Source organism: Nitrospira sp. Vd2, assembly GCF_979581665.1.
In genome coordinates, this window is the sequence record NZ_CEFZSK010000009.1 from 36,084 (window position 1) to 53,046 (window position 16,963).

Consider the following 16,963-nt stretch of genomic DNA (forward strand, 5'->3'; position numbering starts at 1 on the left):
CTCATGCGGTGACAACGGGGAGTTCCTCGAACCGCGCGGTGAAATGACGAAGCACCGGCACCTCATAGGTCATCCGCAGGCCTGGGATCGACTCGCGGCGACCATACAGCTCGGCAATCGACTCAGCCACGTACGTGATCTGCATGTTCGTGTAGACACGTCGTGGGATGGCGAGCCGGACCATTTCAAGTTCCGGATAAATCAACACACCCGAAGCCTGGTCCTTCTTCCCGAACATCACGGTGCCGATCTCGACGCCACGGATGCCATACTCGCGATAGAGCGCGACGGCCAGCGCTTGAGCGGGAAACGCGCTCTGCGGGAGGTGCGGGAAAAATTCCCGTGCGTTGAGGTACACCGCATGCCCGCCGATCGGCTTCAAGATCGGCACCCCGGCCTGATCCAAGAGCTCGCCTAAGTAGCGTACCTGCCCGATGCGGAAGCTTAAGTAGTCCTCGTCCAACACCTCCTGCAGCCCGCGCGCGATCGCTTCCAAATCACGCCCCGCCAAGCCCCCGTACGTCGGGAACCCCTCCACCAGGATCAACATGTTGGTGACATCCTGCACCCATTGTTGATCGTTCAGGCTCAAGAACCCGCCGATATTCACCAACCCATCTTTCTTCGCCGACATCGTGCAGCCGTCCCCATAGCTGAACAGCTCGCGCGCGATCTCCCGGATCGGACGCTCGGCGTAGCCTGGCTCGCGCTCTTTGATGAAAAAGCAATTCTCGGCGAACCGACAGGCATCGAAGATGAGCGGAATGCCGTAGCGGTTGAGGAGCGCACGGGTGCGCCGAATACTGTCCATCGACACCGGTTGGCCGCCGCCGCTGTTGTTGGTGATCGTGATCATCACGAGCGGAATCCGGTCACGTCCGACCTGATTGATCGTCTCCTCCAGCCGAACGAGGTCCATGTCACCCTTGAACGGCAGCTCGCAGTGCGGATCGTACGCCTCCTTTACGACCACATCCCGGGCTTCCGCCCCTTGATGCTCGACGTTCGCGCGCGTCGTATCAAAATGGATGTTGTTGGGAACGACCATGCCGCGCTTCACGACAGTGGAGAACAGCAGATTCTCCGCCATGCGCCCTTGGTGTGTGGGGATCACGAAGCGGTAGCCGAAGATGGACCGGACGACCTCTTCGAAGTGGTAGAAGTTCTTGCTGCCGGCATAGGATTCATCGCCGAGCATCAGGCCGGCCCACTGATTGTCGCTCATCGCCGACGTCCCGCTGTCGGTCAAGAGATCGACGTAGACCGTCTCGGCCGGCACGTGGAACAGGTTGTAGCCCGCCTCGCGCAGCCACTGCTCGCGCTCGTCGCGCGTGGTGCGGCGGATCGGTTCGACGACCTTGATCTTAAACGGCTCGGACGGGAAGCGCATGAGTCGACCTCCGAAAGCGGGTCAAGTGTCGCTGAAACGCGGCGGGTCCTTCGTATTCGAAGACATAGCGCGTCATGTCGAAGAGCGGTGCCGGATCGAGCGCGCGGATCATGTCGGGCTTCCATGAGATCTGTAGCTTGTTGATCATCGTGATCGGTGTCGGCTTGCCGACGACGCCGAGCGGCACGGTGCCGTAGGTTTGCGAGAAGATCAGGATCTGGCGGTCGAACATCGCCGCGTTGAGATCGTGAGCGGCGCCGTACTTCCGAAAGTCCTCCTCGATGCGCTGAAAGGTCGGGGACTGTAACAGATGGTCTCGGAACGCAAAAAATATCTTGATCCCGGCTGCCTGCTGATCTTCCATCACCGTGATCGCATCCGACACCAGGGCGTCATCGGCCATTTGCTGCCGGGTCAAGATGAGTAACCGTCGAATCGTGACCTTGCGGCGCGCCGCGGCTTGATTGGCGAGCAGATAATTGGGATAGAGCGGCTCGCCTTTCTTCCAGATGTTCCATCGCTCCATCATCGAGTCGATCGAGTGCTCCGCCGTCTCGACGAGACGAACCGCTTCAGCATTGGCCGCCGCCCCTTCATAGGTCAGGACCTGCGATTCCAACTGGCGCAGCTCGCGGCCGATCGCCTCGACTTTCTTCGCCAGGTAATGCGGCTGCTTGGGCACGTGCAGCATCACGTCGACGGCGGTAAGCGCGAGCTGCCAATACTCTTTGGCTTGTTTCGGCGCCTTGTCTTTTTGCGCGGTCAAGAGCAGCTCGAGGGGGTGACGGCCGAGCAGGTTGGCGATCGTGATGCAGAGATCGGCCTTCGGAATCTTCAGGCCTCGGCGAATCAGATTCGCGTCGGGCTGCGCGATGCCCAGCTTCTCGGCGAGGGCATAATCGCTGGTGAGGCCGTAGCGCCGCTTCACCTCCTCTACATACCGCGGAATGTCAGACATCCGTCCTCCTGCAGGCCGCGAGGCCGCGGTCTCCGTCGTGCGGCTGGTCTCGCTACACCGCAAGCCGATCCATGCCGTGCTGCTGTCCCGAGCGGTCGAGCCCCATCCAGAACCCTTCCAAATAGTCGAGGACGGCCCGCATGCCGCGGCGGAAATCCCCGCGTTCCGACGGTGTCAGCCGTCCGAGGTCGCCTTCTCCATCGAGCGCGGTGACCGCATTTTTCATCGCCTCTTCATGGGTCGCCTCGAGCTGACGATGGAAGGTGAAATAGGTGATGTCCAAGGACGGATAGCGGGAGGCGCGCAAGCGGATCAGCCCCGGGATCAAATGATCCCACATCGTGATCGCCATATTCTCGAGTCCGAACGACGCGCCAAGCGCGAGCGCGTGATTGCCGCTGCTGTAGAGTTGTTCCATGCCTTCGATGTACGCGCGGGTGGAGGGCAGCATCGGGGTGGCCAGCACATCGTGGATCTGAAAGCCGACCGAACGGAGGAAGTCGCGATACAGGAGCTCGTGCCGCCGTCGCACCTGGCCGTCGCCGAGCTCGGAGTAGAGCACCTTGGTCAGTTCATCCGCGACGCCCTCGTCCTCGGTATTGACGAGTTGCGACACCAAAATCTTCGGAAAGAACCGCGCGAAGTTATAGAATTCGACGGCGAACGTGCCGAACTCCTCGTCGCTGATCTCTCCGCGCTCGAATCGGTCGAGATACCGATTGTTGATCGCGCCGTGCTGCAGGACTTCGTCGCGCATCCGTTCATAGAACGACATAGCGCACCTCCGTTGAAACGAGGGTCAGTCTTCGCGACAGCAATAGAGAAGTGCAATCACGAGAAAAGTTCCGATTGTCGGCGTATTCTGCGTCCAGACGGTTCGAGCTGTCACCGTCAACACTCCTATGATATAAAAAGTCTATTGAATGATGCAACGATTATGTTATAGTGTAGCCATTGCGCAGCAGGCTGTCACAGTGGGATGTCCGGCCGGACCGCCGGGAGTCGCAGGAGGAAGGCCATGGACCAACACGTGGGCATCGACCACATCACGCTCTGTGTCAAGAATCTGGAAGCGGCCGAATACGTCTTTACGAAAGTCTTGGGGTTCGAGGTCATTTGGTCCGCGCGGGATGTGGGCACCGAGAAATCGAGTATGGATACGGTGGTGGTCCAGCGCGGCAACGCCAAGATCGCGTTGATGCAGGGCCGAAACAAGGCCGTCCGGTCTCAGATCTGTGACTTCATCGACAAGTACGGCGAAGGCGTCCAGCATATCGCGATCGAGGTCGATGACATCGAGGCGGTGTGCCGTGAATGGGAGGCGCATGGAGTCCGGTTCAGTGGGGATCTCAAGGAAGGTCGCGACGGGTTCGGCCCGCTGAAGCAGCGCTTCACCTATCCGCTCTTCAAAGGTTGCGGAGTGTTCCTGGAACTCACGCAACGCGAACATGGCGGGGAGCAATCGAAGACGTTCGTGCGCGGCACCGTCGAATCGTTGTATAAGGATATCGAGCGAGACCAACTCTCGGGCGTCGAGCAAACGATCGTGGATTACGAGACGCTGCCGTTGCCGTTTTCCGACAAGGACAGCGACGTGAAGCCGGCGGCCAAGGCTCCTGCCCGTCAGAGTGCCGCCTAGCCGCGCATTGACGTGTGCGGAGGTCGGTCATGTATCTCACCAAGAAGGGTGAGGCGCCGAACCAGGCGCACGTCGGGATTCCCGACGGTGTGTACGAAGAGGAGCACGGTCGCGACGGCTTTAGCGGACCGTCCTCCCATCTGTATCGCTCTCATCCTCCGACTGCCTGGACGCGGATCGACGGTCCCTTACGCCCCCGCGCGTTTACCTGCTCGGAGTTGCCGACCCCCGATCATCTCGCCATCGACGGACCTCCGGTGCCGATCCTGAAAAGCGCCGACGTTTGCGTGTACGTTTCGCGCCGAACGGCGACCATGCCGTATTTCGTCCGGAATGCCGACGGCGACGAAGTGTTCTTCGTGCACGAAGGGCGGGGCGAACTGGAAACGGACTATGGTGTGCTGACGTATGAACCGGGCGACTACATCACGATCCCGAAGGGGACGACCTACCGGCTGCGCGTTGACCGAAAAGGCGCTGGGTCGCTCTTCCTTATTATGGAGACGCCCAAACCCGTGACCCTGCCCGATCGAGGGCCGTTGGGACAGCACGCGCTGTTCGATCGCGGCGTGCTCGTCTCGCCCGAGCTGACCGCGCCCCCCGCCGATGCGACGGCCAAGACCGAATGGGAGGTGCGGATCAAGCGGGCCGGCGAGTACACGCGGGTCTCGTATCCCTTCTATCCGATGGACGTGGTGGGCTGGAAGGGAGATTTGTGGGTTGCGAAGCTGAACGTGCGTGATTTCCGCCCGGTGACGAGCCCGCGGTACCATTTGCCGCCGAGCGTCCACGTGACCTTCAAAGCCGATGGCATGATGATTTCTACGTTCGCGCCGCGACCGCTGGAGCGCGATCCCGCGGCATTGCGCGTTCCCTTCTATCACCGCAATATGGACTACGACGAAGTGCTCTTCTATCACCGCGGTGATTTCTTTAGCCGGGCGGGCATTCAGCCCGGCATGCTGACCCTGCATCCACAGGGCATCCACCACGGCCCCCAGCCGCAGGCCGTCGCCGCGAGCGCCAATAAAACGGAAACCCAAGAAGTCGCCGTGATGATCGAATCCCGCACGCCGTTCAACGTGCTGCCCGAGCTGGAAGCCGCCGAGGTCAAGGACTACGCGACCAGTTGGAGCAAACGATGAAATTGGTGAGCTTTGAATTGAGCACGTCTCTCGGGCCATTTACGCGATGCGGCGCGCTCTTCCACGAAGCCATCGTCGATCTCAATGCTGCCTATGCCCGTGTGCTCGCCGATCGGGGCGAAACGCAGCCGTATCGGTTAGCCGACGCGCTCGTGCCGGCGACGATGTTGGAGTTGCTGGAAGGCGGGCCAACGGCGATGGAGCGGGCGCGTGAGGGGTACGAGTATGTGGTGAAGGCGGGAAATGAGGTGCGAGGGCCGAAGGGTGAGACGATTCTCTACCCGAGGCGTTCGGAACTCAACCGTGGCGTCCGCCTCGTCGCGCCGTTGCCGAATCCTCCGTCGCTCCGGGACTTCATCGCGTTCGAAGATCACATCGCGGCGACGTCCAAGAAGCGGGGCCAGCCGATTCCGCCCGAGTGGTACAAGTTCCCGGTCTACTACAAGGGCAACCACCGAACGATCATCGGGCCCGACGAGCCGCTCATCTGGCCGTTGAACACCACGAAGCTCGACTATGAGTTGGAGTTGGCGTGCGTGATCGGCCGTGGAGGTCGCAATATCGCGCTCAAGGACGCGGCCCGTTACATCGCCGGCTACACGATCATGAACGATTTCAGCGCGCGCGACATTCAATTCCAGGAGATGGCGTGCCGCCTCGGTCCAGCCAAAGGCAAAGATTTCGCGACGGCCATCGGCCCATGCATCGTCACTGCCGACGAATTGCCGGATCTTCAGGATCTGAAGATGATCGCGCGTGTGAACGGTGAGGTCTGGTCGGAGGGCCGATTCGGCACGATTCATTGGTCGTTCCCGCAGATGATCGAACACGTCTCGAAGGACGAGGACGTGTACCCCGGCGATCTGTTCGGCTCCGGGACGGTCGGTGGTGGCTGCGGATTGGAGCTGGACCGGTACCTGAAGCCGGGAGACCTCGTGGAACTCGAGATTCAGCCGATCGGCATTCTTCGGACCCGGATCGTTGCCAAGGAGTAGGGAATGGCGGTGCAGGTCGACCTTCGGCCCGACCTTCAGGTGCTTCGCGAACTCACTTCCCGACATCGACAACTCTACAACAGCCCGGACATCGACGGCCGCATGGAACGGCTCATCCGCGCCGTCCCGTTTTCGCCGCTCTCGTCCTGGGACATCCATCGCATCCTGCGCACGGCGCAATGCGTGTTCTTCGATACGCACGTCCAAGTCGTCTCGGGTCATCACACCGGGACGTATCTGCGGTTTGAATCCATCGCGCGGCTGCCGGAACTGTTGACCGTGATCGCGCGAGGGATGGCCGATTGGCTGTACGAGACGTATAAGGACCAGCCGGTGGCCGGCATCGTCTCGACCATGTCCGACGCGCAGCGGCTGGCCTCCCGGGTCGTCGACCTGCTCCGCGAGCGCATGCCGCTCCGGCTCGTCTTGACGCCCTTCGATTGGCAGACGGGTAAAATCAGCACCGACATCGAATGGGGACAGATCAACCCGGAGGAGCGATTCGTGTCGATGAATGACGTGACGACCCGCGGCATGTGCGTGAGCAAGCTCGGGAAGGTGATTACCGATCGCGGGGGAATTCTAGCCGGCATGATCGTGTTCGCGCGACGGGACAGCGGCCAGTTTCCGCTGATGGATGAGCTGACCGAGCAGTATCCGTTCTATTACAGCGCGGACCTCGACATGCCCCAGTGGGAGCCCAAGGACTGTCCCTTGTGTCAGCAGCAGGTCCCCTTGTTGTCATGGAAGGATATGCCGGAGTTATGACGATCAAGAAGGAGGCACCAATGGAAGGCGCGGACGTCGCCCGCGACATCAAGCGAACCGATCTCCTCCAGATGTACTACTACCTGCGCCTGACGAGGACGCTGGAAGAACGGATCACCGCGCTCTACCGCCAGGGCCGCATCATGGGCGGCGTCTATACCAGTCACGGGATGGAAGCGATTGCGGTCGGCTACGGCTGCGCGCTCGAGCGCGACGACATCGCCGCCCCCTACCATCGGGACATGGGCGTCTTCTTAATCAAGGGCATTACGCCGGGCGAAGTGATCGCGCAGTACCTCGGCAAGCAGACCGGCCCGACGAAGGGCAAGGACGGCAACGTCCACATCGGCGACTTGAAGCGGGGCGTCTTCGGGTTCGTGAGTCACCTCGCCGACAATCTCCCGGTGGCGGCCGGCGCGGCGCTGGCGTTCAAGATCCGCGGCGAACGCCGAATCGTGGCGACCAATACGGGAGACGGCGGGACGAGCCGCGGCGATTTTCATGAAGCGTTGAACTTCGCCGCGGTGCGCCGGCTTCCGGTGGTCTTCTTCTGCTGCAACAACCAGTACGCCTATTCGACGCCGCTCCGCTACCAGATGGCCATCGCCGACGTCGCGGATCGCGCGAAAGCGTACGGGATGCCGAGCCGGATCGTGGATGGCAACGATGTCGCGGCCGTCTACCTCGCCGCCAAAGAGGCGTATGCCCGGGCGCGGGCCGGCGAGGGCCCGACGTTCATCGAATGCAAGACCATGCGGATGCACGGCCATTCGGAGCACGACGGCGCGAAATACGTCCCGCGCGAGCTGCTCGAGGAGTGGAAGCGCAAGGATCCGATTCTCACATGCGAGCAGCTATTGCAGCGGCTGGGCTACGCCGACGAGGCCGTGTTCCACGACGTGGCGGAACGCGCGAAGAAGGAGGTCGAGGCGGGCGTGGAGTTCGCCGAGCGCAGCCCGCTGCCGGAAGGCAAGGAGGTGCTGGAAGGGGTGTTTGCGACCGAGAGCGAGGTGGAATCATGACGACGGCGCAAGCGACCGGTGAGGTCACGTATCTGGAAGCCATCTCGCAGGCGCTCGCTGAGGAGATGGCGCGCGACGAGCGCGTCTTCCTGATGGGCGAAGACATCGGCGTGTACGGCGGCGCCTTCAAGATCACCGAAGGGTTTTTGGAGACATACGGCGAGTGGCGGGTCCTCGATACGCCGTTGTCGGAATCCGGCATCGTCGGGGCGGCGATCGGGGCCGCGATGATGGGCTTGCGGCCGGTCGTCGAGATGCAGTTCGCCGATTTCATTTCCTGTGCGTTCGATCAAATCACCGAAGTCGCCGCGAAGAATCATTATCGCTGGGGGGCGGCCGTGCCGCTCGTGATCCGTGCGCCGTTCGGGGGCGGTGTGCACGGCGGACCGTTTCACTCCGAATGCCCCGAAGGCTGGTTCTTCCATTCGCCGGGCCTCAAGCTCGTGGCGCCGTCCACGCCGTACGACGCGAAGGGCCTGCTCAAGGCCGCGATTCGTGATCCCAATCCGGTCATCTACTTCGAGCACAAGTTTCTCTATCGCCGTGCCAAGGCGGTGCTGCCCGCTGAGGATTTCATCGTGCCGATCGGCAAGGCCGACGTCAAACGCACCGGCGGCGATATTTCCCTCGTGACGTACGGCGCGATGGTGCACGTCGCGTTGGAGGCGGCGGAGGCCCTGGTGAAGGAAGGGATCGATGTGGAAGTCGTCGACTTGCGCTCACTGATCCCGCTCGATAAAGAAACGATCTACGAGTCGATCAAGAAGACGAACAAGGCGATCGTGCTGCACGAGGACAACAAGACCGGCGGCGTGGGGGCCGAGATCGCCGCGCTGCTGGCCGAGGAATGTTTTGATTTCCTCGACGGCCCGATCTTACGTGTGGCGGCGCCGGACACGCCGGTGCCGTTCAGCACGCCGCTCGAAGAATTTTTCCTGCCGAAGCCCTCGGATGTGATGGCGGCGGCGAGGAAGCTCGCGGCGTACTGACCGAACACGGAGGACACGTGGCGACCGATATCGTAATGCCACAACTCGGGGAGAGCATTGCGGAAGGAACGATCGTGAAGTGGCTCGTGTCGAAGGACGGCGCGGTGCAGCGCGATCAGCCGCTGTTGGAGGTCGAGACCGACAAGGTGGCGCTCGAGGTGCCCTCGCCGACGTCCGGGGTGCTGTCCGAGATTTTGGTCAAAGAAGGCGAGACGGTCCCGATCGGCACCGTGCTGGGGCGGATTGAGGAGCAAGAGCGGGCCGAAGGCGTGGTCAACCGAGTCGGCGGCGTGGTCGTTCGGCACCCGGATGGCGAAGAGCATTTCTCGCCGGCCGTGCGGCATCTTGCTCAAGAGCACGGAGTCGATCTCTCAAAAGTTGTCGGCACGGGGGCCGGTAACCGCGTGACGAAAAAAGATGTCCTTGATTTTGTCGCGAGACGGCAGGCCGGAGCCGCGCGTCAGGTCGGCGCGCAGCCCGCGGCACCAGCCACGGCTGCGCAGGCAACTGGGACCGATCAGCTTCTGCCGTTCACGCCGATGCGAAAGACGATTGCCGAACGAATGGTGGCGAGCCGTCACACGTCGGCCCACGTCGCAACCTTTTTCGAAGTGGACTGTTCCGAAATCAGTCGCTTCCGGGAAGGCCGCTCGCTCACGTACATGCCGTTCGTCGTCCACGCCGTCACGCGCGCCATCAAGGACGTACCGATCGTCAATGCGTCGTGGACCGATCATGGCATTCTCATCAAGAAACAGATTCACATGGGCGTGGCGGTCGCCGTCGAGGAAGGCCTGCTGGTGCCCGTCATCCGCGATGCGGATCGCAAGGGCCTCGTTCAGTTGGGTCGTGAGGTGCAGGACGTGGCGGAGCGGGCCCGCACGAAACGGCTGAACCCCGAAGAAGTGCAAGGCGGGACGTTCACGATTACGAACCATGGCGGCTTCGGGAGCTTGTTCAGCACGCCGATCATCAATCAGCCGCAGGTCGCGATCCTCGGCGTCGGCGCGGTGCAGAAGCGCGTCGTGGTGGTCAACGACGCCATTGTGATTCGGCCGATGTGCTATCTTAGCCTGTCGTTCGACCACCGGGTCTTGGACGGAGCGACTGCGGATCAGTTCATGGGCAAGGTGAAAGGATATCTGGAGCACAGCGAGTGGGAGACGTACCTGTGAAACACATGCAGTCCGCCGTCATTGTCAGTGCCGTTCGTACCCCGATGGGGGGGTTCAACGGGATCTTCAGCAGCGTGCCGGCTACGCGATTGGGGAGCCTTGCAATCGCCGATGCGCTCAAACGGATCGATCTCCCTCCCGACCGCGTCGAAGAAGTCTTGATGGGCTGCGTGCTGACTGCAGGACTGGGGCAAGCCCCGGCCCGCCAAGCGTCGATCGGAGCCGGCATCCCGCATTCCGTGGGTGGGGTCACGGTCAACAAGGTGTGCGGCTCGAGCCTGCAGACGATCATCATGGCCGCCCGAGCCGTCGCGCTCAGCGAGGCCCGGATCATCGTCGCCGGTGGAATGGAGAACATGACGCGGGCTCCCTATCTCATCGAGAAGGCGCGCCAGGGCTATCGACTCGGGCATGGAGAGCTGACCGACAGCTTGATCAAGGACGGGCTGTGGGACGTCTACAACAATTTCCACATGGGCGACGGCGGCGAACTGTGCGCGCGAACCTACCGGATCACGCGAACCGAAGCCGATGACTTCGCGCTCGAAAGCTATCGGCGGGCCCGCGAAGCGATCGCAACCGGCGCGTTCAAAAAAGAAATCGTGCCGGTCGAGGTACCTCAGAAAAAGGGCCAAGTCACCGTCGAGGTGGATGAGGAGCCCAATCGGGTCGATCTCAGCCGTATGCGGTCCCTCAGGCCCGTGTTTCAAGAAGGCGGCGTGTTGACGGTGGGAAATTCGCCCGCCTGCAACGACGGCGCCGCCGCGGTGGTCGTCATGGCTGAAGAAGAAGCGAGCCGTCTCGGGCTCACACCGATGGCCCGCATCGTGGGCTACGCCGGCGCGGCGCTCGCGCCCGAGTGGTTCACGATCGCTCCCGTTGAAGCCGTTCGGCGGGTGCTGAAGCAGACCGACCTCTCGGTGAACGACATCGATCTGTTGGAGATCAACGAAGCCTTTTCGGTCGTCGCGCTGGCGATCTACCGCGATCTGGGCCTGGATACTAGCCGGGTGAACGTGCATGGCGGCGCGGTCGCGCTGGGCCATCCGATCGGGGCGACCGGCGCTCGGTTGGTCACGACGCTCCTGCATGCGATGGAGGCGCGCGGAGCGCGCCGGGGTCTCGTGAGTCTCTGTATCGGCGGCGGCGAGGCGTTGGCATTGGTAGTGGAGCGACCGTGACGATCGACGACATCAAGACGACTGCGGTTGTCGGCGCGGGCCAGATGGGGCGAGGCATCGCGCAGGTACTCGCAACCACCGGCTGGCGGGTCCTGTTGATGGACGTGAGCCGAGGCGTGCTGGATGCAAGCCTGACGAAGCTCCGGGGGAGCGTCGCCCGTGCGGCCGAGAAAGGCGCGCTGCAAACCGACCAAGCCGAAGTGGTTCTCTCCCGCATTCAACCCGTGGTTGACCTCCAGCGACTTTGCGAGGCGCAGCTCGTCATCGAAGCCGCACCCGAGGATGCCAAGCTCAAGCAGGATCTTTTTGGCCGGCTCGGCAGCGTGTCTGCACCAGACACAATTCTGGCGAGCAATACCTCCTCGATCTCGATTACGAAGCTGGCCGCCGCGGCCGGCCGTCCGGAACGCGTCGTCGGTGTTCATTTCATGAACCCGGTGCCGGTCATGCGGCTCGTAGAGATCGTCAAGGGCGAGCGGACCTCCGACGACACCGTGGCGGTTGCGACGGCGGTCTCCGCGCGGCTGGGAAAGGTCTCGGTCGTCTGCCGGGATTCGCCCGGCTTCATCGTCAACCGCGTCTTGATGCCGATGATCAACGAAGCGGTCGCGCTCCTCGAGCAGGGCCATGCCACGGCGGAAGCGATTGATCTGGCGATGACGGCCGGTTTGAATCATCCGGTCGGGCCGTTGGCGTTGGCCGATCGCATCGGCCTCGATACCGTGGTGGCGATTTGCGATGTGCTCGCGGACGACTTAGGTGATCCCCGATTTCGCGCGCGGCCGTTGCTGCGAGAGCATGTGGCGGCCAGCCGGCTCGGCCGGAAGACCGGCCGCGGCTTTTATGTCTATGATCAGCAGCCGCTAGCGTCCGCCGTCTCATAGCGGCTGCTCGGCACGGAGGCGCCGGCATGAACGAGCGCAAACCTCGCTTCACGTCCTTGTCCGGCCTCGAGATCGAGCGCGTCTACACGCCCGATCATCTGAAGGACTGGTCCTCAGTCACCGACCTCGGCGCCCCCGGCGAATTTCCGTACACGCGCGGCATCTATCCCACGATGTACCGCGGTCGCCTGTGGACGATGCGGCAGTTTGCCGGCTTCGGGTCCGCGGAGGACACCAACCGCCGATTCAAATTTCTCTTGGAGCACGGACAAACCGGCCTCAGCGTCGCGTTCGACATGCCGACGCTGATGGGGCTGGATTCGGATGATCCGCGCGCGCGTGGCGAGGTCGGCTACTGCGGGGTCGCGGTCTCCTCACTGGCCGACATGGAGCGGCTGTTCGACGGCATCCCGTTGGATCAGGTGACGACGTCCATGACGATCAACGGGCCGGCGGCCGTCCTCTTCGCGATGTATCTCGCGGTTGCCGAGAAACGAGGGATACCACTCAACCAGCTTGACGGCACGATTCAGAACGACATTCTCAAAGAGTACATCGCGCAGAAAGAGTGGCTGTTCCCGCCCGAGCCGCATCTACGCCTGATCGTCGATACGATGGCCTACTGCGCCGAGCATATGCCGAAGTGGCATCCGATCAGCATCAGCGGCTACCACATTCGCGAGGCCGGCTCGACGGCGGTGCAGGAGTTAGCGTTCACGCTGTACGACGGGCTGACGTACGTGGATGCGGCGGTGGAGACCGGGCTCGATGTCGATACGTTTGCGCCGCAGCTTTCATTCTTCTTCAACGTCCACAACGATTTCTTTGAGGAGATCGCCAAATTCCGGGCGGCGCGGCGCCTCTGGGCACGAGAGATGGCGCGGCGGTATCAGCCGAAGAACCCGCGCTCGCTGCAGCTCCGCTGCCATGCGCAAACCGCCGGCTGCTCCCTGACCGCGCAGCAGCCGATGAACAACATCGTACGGACGACGCTCCAGGCGCTCGCCGCGGTCCTGGGTGGCACGCAATCCCTGCACACGAATTCGATGGACGAGACGCTCGCGCTGCCGACGGAAGACGCCGTGAAGGTGGCGCTCCGCACGCAACAAATCATCGCGTCGGAGAGCGAGGTCACGAACACCATCGACCCGCTGGGCGGCTCGTACTTCATCGAAGCGTTGACGAATCGCCTGGAGGAGGCAGCGCAGGAGTATTTCCGTCGGTTGGATGCGATGGGCGGGATGGTCAACGCGATCGAGCAGGGCTATCCGCAGCGCGAGATTCTGGAAGCGTCTCAACGGTACCAGCGTGAGGTCGAGGCGAAGGAGCGGATCGTGGTCGGCGTGAACGACTACGTCGAGCCGCCCCGGCGGATTCCTATCTTGAAGATCGGGCCGGAGGTCGAGCAGGGGCAGGTGGCGAGACTGGCCGACCTTCGAAAGGCGCGGGATCCCTTCCGCATGGCGGGGGCACTCGAGGAATTGCAGGAGGCGGCGACGTGCAGCGAGAACCTGATGCCCTATTTGATCGAGGCCGTCAAAGCGAAGGCGACGCTGGGGGAGATTTGCGCGGCGCTCAAAGAGGTGTTTGGAACGTATCGGGAGCCGATGGTGCTGTGAAACTGAAGAGGCGGCGGGCGAAGGGGGTGCCTCCGTGCTCGCGCAACGCGCGGCCTCGGAAGGCCCTCGTTGGACGCGCGCAGTTTGAGGCACCCCCTTCGCCCGCCGCGACGGGTGAGATGAGCTTCGAGCCCATTTTCCCCTACCACATGGCATTGGGGTGAGAATTGGAATGAAGAGGGAAAGAGGAAGAGGACTGAATGAAGCTCGGCGCGTTTGAAATTTATCCCGTGCCCGACGGCCGGTTTCGGTTGGATGGCGGGGCGATGTTTGGGGTGGTGCCGCGTGTCCTGTGGGCGCGGTGCTGTCCGGCGGATGCGTTGAATCGCATCGAGCTGGCGGTCACCCCGTTGTTCGTGCGGGCGCATGGGAAGAACATTTTGATCGACGCGGGACTGGGCGAGAAGTGGCCTGCGAAGTATCGGGAGATGTTCGCGATCGACCGCACGCCGACCTTGATCGACTCCCTTCACCGGCTGGGGCTCGAGGCGCGCGATATCAACGTCGTGATCAACACGCACCTGCATTTCGATCACGCCGGCGGGAATACTATCGGGAATACTATAAAGGAAGGGGAGACGATCGTGCCGACGTTCCCCAACGCGACATATTTTGTGCAGCGCGGAGAATACGAAGACGCGATCAAGCCGAACGAGCGGACCAAGGCGAGCTATCGCGCGGAGAACATCGAACCGTTGGAGCGACACCGAAAATGGGAACTGCTTGACGGCGACACCGAGTTGTTGCCCGGGATCTCGGTCGTCGTGACCGGCGGCCACACCGCGCACCATCAGGCCGTGAAGATCGAGTCGGAAGGGCAAACGGCGCTCTTTCTCGGCGATCTCATCCCGACCACATCGCACCTGCCGCTCCCGTACATCATGGGGTACGACCTCTTTCCGCTCGACACGCTGGACGCCAAGCGGAGGATTCTCGCGCAAGCGGCCGAGGAGCGCTGGCTCCTGTGTTTTGAGCACGATCCGAAAGTCGTAATGGGCCGGGTGCAGAGAAACGACGAACACCAATTCACGTTGATCGAGAGGTGCTCATGACGGTGGCCGCTCCTCCGCTTCGCGTGCTCGTCGGCAAAGTCGGCTTGGATGGGCATGATCGCGGCATCAAGCTCGTCGCTCGTGCGCTTCGGGATGCCGGCATGGAAGTCATCTATACCGGCCTGCATCAGACGCCGGAGCAGATCGTGGAGACGGCGATCCAAGAGGACGTCGATGCGATCGGGCTCAGCATTCACTCGGGCGCGCATAACTGGCTCTTCCCGCGCGTGATCGAACTTTTGAACGAGCAGGGCGCGGACGATATCGCGGTGTTCGGGGGCGGGATCGTTCCCGATGACGATCTCCCGAAGCTCACCGCGGCCGGAGTCCACGCGTTCTTCCCGCCCGGCACGCCCATGCAGGAGATCGTCGAGTACGTGAAAGGACTGCGGCCATGAGACCGGTCTACATGATCAGCGGTGGAATCACCAAGTTTGCCAAGGCGCACCCCGAGAAGGATTTTCGTCTGATGGTGAAGGAGGCCTACGACTACGCGCTGCGCGACGTGCCGCGGTTCTCGCCGGACATGGTCGACGGCGCGGTCGGCTCCTACTTCTCCGATCACTTCACCAGACAACTCAAGGCCGCGAGCATGGCGCAGGATTACCTCGGGCTCTGCCCCAAGCCGTCGAAGCGGATCGAAGGCGGGGGCGCCACCGGCGGGCTGTGCTTCCAGTCGGCTTGGGAAGCGGTCGCGTCCGGCCGCATGAATTGCTGCGCGGCCTTCGGCTTCGAGACGATGTCGCGCGTCAATACCTGGAAGGGCAACGAGTTCATCGCGCTCGCGTCGGATACGAATTTCGATTTCCCGGTCGGCGGCTTCTACACCGGCTACTACGCGATGATGGTGCAGCGGCACATGCACGAGTTCGGGACGACCGTCGAGCAGATGGCCATGGTCTCGATCAAGAACCACGGGAACGCACTGTTCAATCCGTACGCGCAGAAGGCGAAGCGGCTGACCATCAAGCAGGTCCGGGAATCGCCGATGGTCGCGACGCCGCTCACGATGGAGGACATCTGCACGATGTCGGATGGCGCGGCGGTGTGCCTGCTTGCGTCGGAAGAAATAGCTGCAAAGGTCTGCGATCGGCCGGTCAAGATTACCGGGGTCGGCTCGGGTTCGGACGCGATGCGGATGGCGGATCGACCGCACGGCAAGGTCCTGCTGCTGCCCCACGAGCGCGAAGCGGACTACGCAGACCTCAAGTACCCCGGCGTGCACTCGTTTCGCGGCGGCCGCATGGCGGCCAAACTCGCCTACCAGATGGCCGGCATCCGGAATCCGATCGAGGAGTTGAGCTTCATCGAGTTGCACGACGCCTACACCTCATCGGAAATTCAAACGTACGAGGACCTCGGCTTGTGCAAGTACGGCGAGGGGGGGCCGTTCGTGGAGTCGGGCGTGCCGTTCATGCCGGGCATCGACTACGGCCTGGAACTACCGAAGCGAGGGCGGTTGCCGATCAATCCGTCGGGCGGCCTGTTGGCCTGTGGCCATCCCGTCGGCGCGACCGGGCTGATGCAGGCCGTGTTCGCGTTCTGGCAACTGCAGCAGCGGATCGGCGTCCACCTCGGCAATCAGACCTTGCAGGTCAAGAATCCGAAGCGCGGGCTGATCCACAGTCATGCCGGCACGGGCACGTATATCACGGTCTCGATCTTGGAGGCGACCTGATGGAGCGCAAAGGGACGGTGGTGTTGGGCCTCGATCCGCTGATCATCGAGGACCACTACGAGATCGACTACCGCCACAGCTACGCGGAGGATTCGCCGTTCTTTGCGGCGCTCGCGAAGGGCCGGCTCGTGGGGTCCCGCTGCACCCGGTGCGGCTATGTCTTTGCCACGCCGCGGTCCCACTGCATGGAATGCGGGGCGCCCACCGAGTGGCACGAGCTGCCGTTGCGCGGCCGCATTCACACGTTCACGACCTGTCATTACGGGGGAGAGGCGTTCCTCAAGGAGACGCCCTTTACCTTGATCCTGGTCGAGTTCGATGGCGTGAACACCCTGTTCCTGTCGCGATTGAAGGGCTGCGATGCTGAGAGCGTGCAGATCGGCATGCCGGTGGAAGCGCGGTTTGCGAAGACGCCGTCCTTCAAGGTCACGGATGTCTGGTTCGAGGCGGTGGATGGCGCGGAGTAGC

Annotated in this window: 17 protein-coding genes; 14 read left to right on the forward strand and 3 right to left on the reverse strand. The window is 62.5% G+C overall.

What is annotated here, in order from left to right:
* Position 1: 1 nt before the first annotated feature.
* The 3 genes from AC1U7K_RS04495 to AC1U7K_RS04505 are packed head-to-tail and all read right to left on the reverse strand — an operon-like array spanning position 2 to position 3,123.
* Positions 2 to 1,390: a tryptophanase gene (locus AC1U7K_RS04495; protein WP_480249605.1), complete on the reverse strand. Its 1,389-nt coding sequence runs from the start codon at positions 1,388 to 1,390 to the stop codon at positions 2 to 4.
* Positions 1,365 to 2,348, reverse strand: coding sequence for a hypothetical protein (locus AC1U7K_RS04500; RefSeq protein WP_480249606.1), 984 nt, complete (start codon positions 2,346 to 2,348; stop codon positions 1,365 to 1,367). Before AC1U7K_RS04500 ends, AC1U7K_RS04495 begins: the two co-directional genes overlap by 26 nt.
* Positions 2,349 to 2,400: 52 nt before the next feature.
* Positions 2,401 to 3,123, reverse strand: a complete 723-nt coding sequence (locus AC1U7K_RS04505; protein ID WP_480249608.1) for an iron-containing redox enzyme family protein — start codon at positions 3,121 to 3,123, stop codon at positions 2,401 to 2,403.
* Between the two features lie 243 nt (positions 3,124 to 3,366).
* Between AC1U7K_RS04505 and AC1U7K_RS04510 the strand changes: the two genes are divergently transcribed.
* From AC1U7K_RS04510 to AC1U7K_RS04575, 14 genes are all read left to right on the forward strand, one after another.
* Positions 3,367 to 3,987, forward strand: coding sequence for a VOC family protein (locus AC1U7K_RS04510; RefSeq protein ID WP_480249609.1), 621 nt, complete (start codon positions 3,367 to 3,369; stop codon positions 3,985 to 3,987).
* Positions 3,988 to 4,016: 29 nt separating this feature from the next.
* The gene (locus AC1U7K_RS04515; RefSeq protein WP_480249611.1) at positions 4,017 to 5,132 is read left to right on the forward strand and encodes a homogentisate 1,2-dioxygenase; all 1,116 of its coding nucleotides are present in this window, start codon (positions 4,017 to 4,019) and stop codon (positions 5,130 to 5,132) included.
* The gene (locus AC1U7K_RS04520; protein WP_480249612.1) at positions 5,129 to 6,127 is read left to right on the forward strand and encodes a fumarylacetoacetate hydrolase family protein; all 999 of its coding nucleotides are present in this window, start codon (positions 5,129 to 5,131) and stop codon (positions 6,125 to 6,127) included. Before AC1U7K_RS04515 ends, AC1U7K_RS04520 begins: the two co-directional genes overlap by 4 nt.
* A gap of 3 nt (positions 6,128 to 6,130) precedes the next feature.
* Positions 6,131 to 6,895 (forward strand): hypothetical protein, encoded by a 765-nt coding sequence (locus AC1U7K_RS04525; RefSeq protein ID WP_480249613.1) that lies wholly within the window; start codon positions 6,131 to 6,133, stop codon positions 6,893 to 6,895.
* 20 nt (positions 6,896 to 6,915) lie between these two features.
* On the forward strand, positions 6,916 to 7,917 hold the full coding sequence (locus AC1U7K_RS04530; protein WP_480249614.1) for a thiamine pyrophosphate-dependent dehydrogenase E1 component subunit alpha: 1,002 nt from the start codon (positions 6,916 to 6,918) through the stop codon (positions 7,915 to 7,917).
* Positions 7,914 to 8,906, forward strand: a complete 993-nt coding sequence (locus AC1U7K_RS04535; RefSeq protein WP_480249615.1) for an alpha-ketoacid dehydrogenase subunit beta — start codon at positions 7,914 to 7,916, stop codon at positions 8,904 to 8,906. The genes AC1U7K_RS04530 and AC1U7K_RS04535 overlap by 4 nt, the downstream gene beginning before the upstream one ends.
* A 17-nt stretch (positions 8,907 to 8,923) precedes the next feature.
* Entirely contained in the window at positions 8,924 to 10,081 is a 1,158-nt protein-coding gene (locus AC1U7K_RS04540) for a dihydrolipoamide acetyltransferase family protein (RefSeq protein ID WP_480249616.1), read from the forward strand.
* 5 nt (positions 10,082 to 10,086) lie between these two features.
* Positions 10,087 to 11,262, forward strand: coding sequence for a thiolase family protein (locus AC1U7K_RS04545; protein WP_480249656.1), 1,176 nt, complete (start codon positions 10,087 to 10,089; stop codon positions 11,260 to 11,262).
* On the forward strand, positions 11,259 to 12,146 hold the full coding sequence (locus tag AC1U7K_RS04550) for a 3-hydroxyacyl-CoA dehydrogenase family protein (RefSeq protein ID WP_480249618.1): 888 nt from the start codon (positions 11,259 to 11,261) through the stop codon (positions 12,144 to 12,146). Before AC1U7K_RS04545 ends, AC1U7K_RS04550 begins: the two co-directional genes overlap by 4 nt.
* A gap of 26 nt (positions 12,147 to 12,172) precedes the next feature.
* The gene (locus AC1U7K_RS04555) at positions 12,173 to 13,765 is read left to right on the forward strand and encodes an acyl-CoA mutase large subunit family protein (RefSeq protein WP_480249619.1); all 1,593 of its coding nucleotides are present in this window, start codon (positions 12,173 to 12,175) and stop codon (positions 13,763 to 13,765) included.
* A 200-nt stretch (positions 13,766 to 13,965) separates the two neighbouring features.
* Complete coding sequence (locus AC1U7K_RS04560; protein ID WP_480249620.1) at positions 13,966 to 14,817, forward strand: MBL fold metallo-hydrolase; 852 nt, start codon at positions 13,966 to 13,968, stop codon at positions 14,815 to 14,817.
* Positions 14,814 to 15,215, forward strand: coding sequence for a cobalamin B12-binding domain-containing protein (locus AC1U7K_RS04565; protein ID WP_480249622.1), 402 nt, complete (start codon positions 14,814 to 14,816; stop codon positions 15,213 to 15,215). Before AC1U7K_RS04560 ends, AC1U7K_RS04565 begins: the two co-directional genes overlap by 4 nt.
* Positions 15,212 to 16,495, forward strand: coding sequence for a thiolase C-terminal domain-containing protein (locus AC1U7K_RS04570; RefSeq protein ID WP_480249623.1), 1,284 nt, complete (start codon positions 15,212 to 15,214; stop codon positions 16,493 to 16,495). The genes AC1U7K_RS04565 and AC1U7K_RS04570 overlap by 4 nt, the downstream gene beginning before the upstream one ends.
* A complete protein-coding gene (locus AC1U7K_RS04575) occupies positions 16,495 to 16,962 on the forward strand; it encodes a Zn-ribbon domain-containing OB-fold protein (protein WP_480249625.1) in 468 nt (155 codons plus the stop codon). The genes AC1U7K_RS04570 and AC1U7K_RS04575 overlap by 1 nt, the downstream gene beginning before the upstream one ends.
* Position 16,963 lies beyond the last annotated feature (1 nt).

Excerpts from the sequence above, each read along its gene's own strand:
- AC1U7K_RS04515 (WP_480249611.1), top strand. The coding sequence starts at position 4,017 with ATGTATCTCACCAAGAAGGGTGAGGCGCCGAACCAGGCGCACGTCGGG.
- AC1U7K_RS04495 (WP_480249605.1), bottom strand. The coding sequence starts at position 1,390 with ATGCGCTTCCCGTCCGAGCCGTTTAAGATCAAGGTCGTCGAACCGATC.
- AC1U7K_RS04555 (WP_480249619.1), top strand. The coding sequence starts at position 12,173 with ATGAACGAGCGCAAACCTCGCTTCACGTCCTTGTCCGGCCTCGAGATC.
- AC1U7K_RS04500 (WP_480249606.1), bottom strand. The coding sequence starts at position 2,348 with ATGTCTGACATTCCGCGGTATGTAGAGGAGGTGAAGCGGCGCTACGGC.
- AC1U7K_RS04560 (WP_480249620.1), top strand. The coding sequence starts at position 13,966 with ATGAAGCTCGGCGCGTTTGAAATTTATCCCGTGCCCGACGGCCGGTTT.
- AC1U7K_RS04575 (WP_480249625.1), top strand. The coding sequence starts at position 16,495 with ATGGAGCGCAAAGGGACGGTGGTGTTGGGCCTCGATCCGCTGATCATC.
- AC1U7K_RS04535 (WP_480249615.1), top strand. The coding sequence starts at position 7,914 with ATGACGACGGCGCAAGCGACCGGTGAGGTCACGTATCTGGAAGCCATC.
- AC1U7K_RS04565 (WP_480249622.1), top strand. The coding sequence starts at position 14,814 with ATGACGGTGGCCGCTCCTCCGCTTCGCGTGCTCGTCGGCAAAGTCGGC.
- AC1U7K_RS04525 (WP_480249613.1), top strand. The coding sequence starts at position 6,131 with ATGGCGGTGCAGGTCGACCTTCGGCCCGACCTTCAGGTGCTTCGCGAA.
- AC1U7K_RS04570 (WP_480249623.1), top strand. The coding sequence starts at position 15,212 with ATGAGACCGGTCTACATGATCAGCGGTGGAATCACCAAGTTTGCCAAG.
- AC1U7K_RS04520 (WP_480249612.1), top strand. The coding sequence starts at position 5,129 with ATGAAATTGGTGAGCTTTGAATTGAGCACGTCTCTCGGGCCATTTACG.
- AC1U7K_RS04505 (WP_480249608.1), bottom strand. The coding sequence starts at position 3,123 with ATGTCGTTCTATGAACGGATGCGCGACGAAGTCCTGCAGCACGGCGCG.
- AC1U7K_RS04545 (WP_480249656.1), top strand. The coding sequence starts at position 10,087 with ATGCAGTCCGCCGTCATTGTCAGTGCCGTTCGTACCCCGATGGGGGGG.
- AC1U7K_RS04510 (WP_480249609.1), top strand. The coding sequence starts at position 3,367 with ATGGACCAACACGTGGGCATCGACCACATCACGCTCTGTGTCAAGAAT.
- AC1U7K_RS04530 (WP_480249614.1), top strand. The coding sequence starts at position 6,916 with ATGGAAGGCGCGGACGTCGCCCGCGACATCAAGCGAACCGATCTCCTC.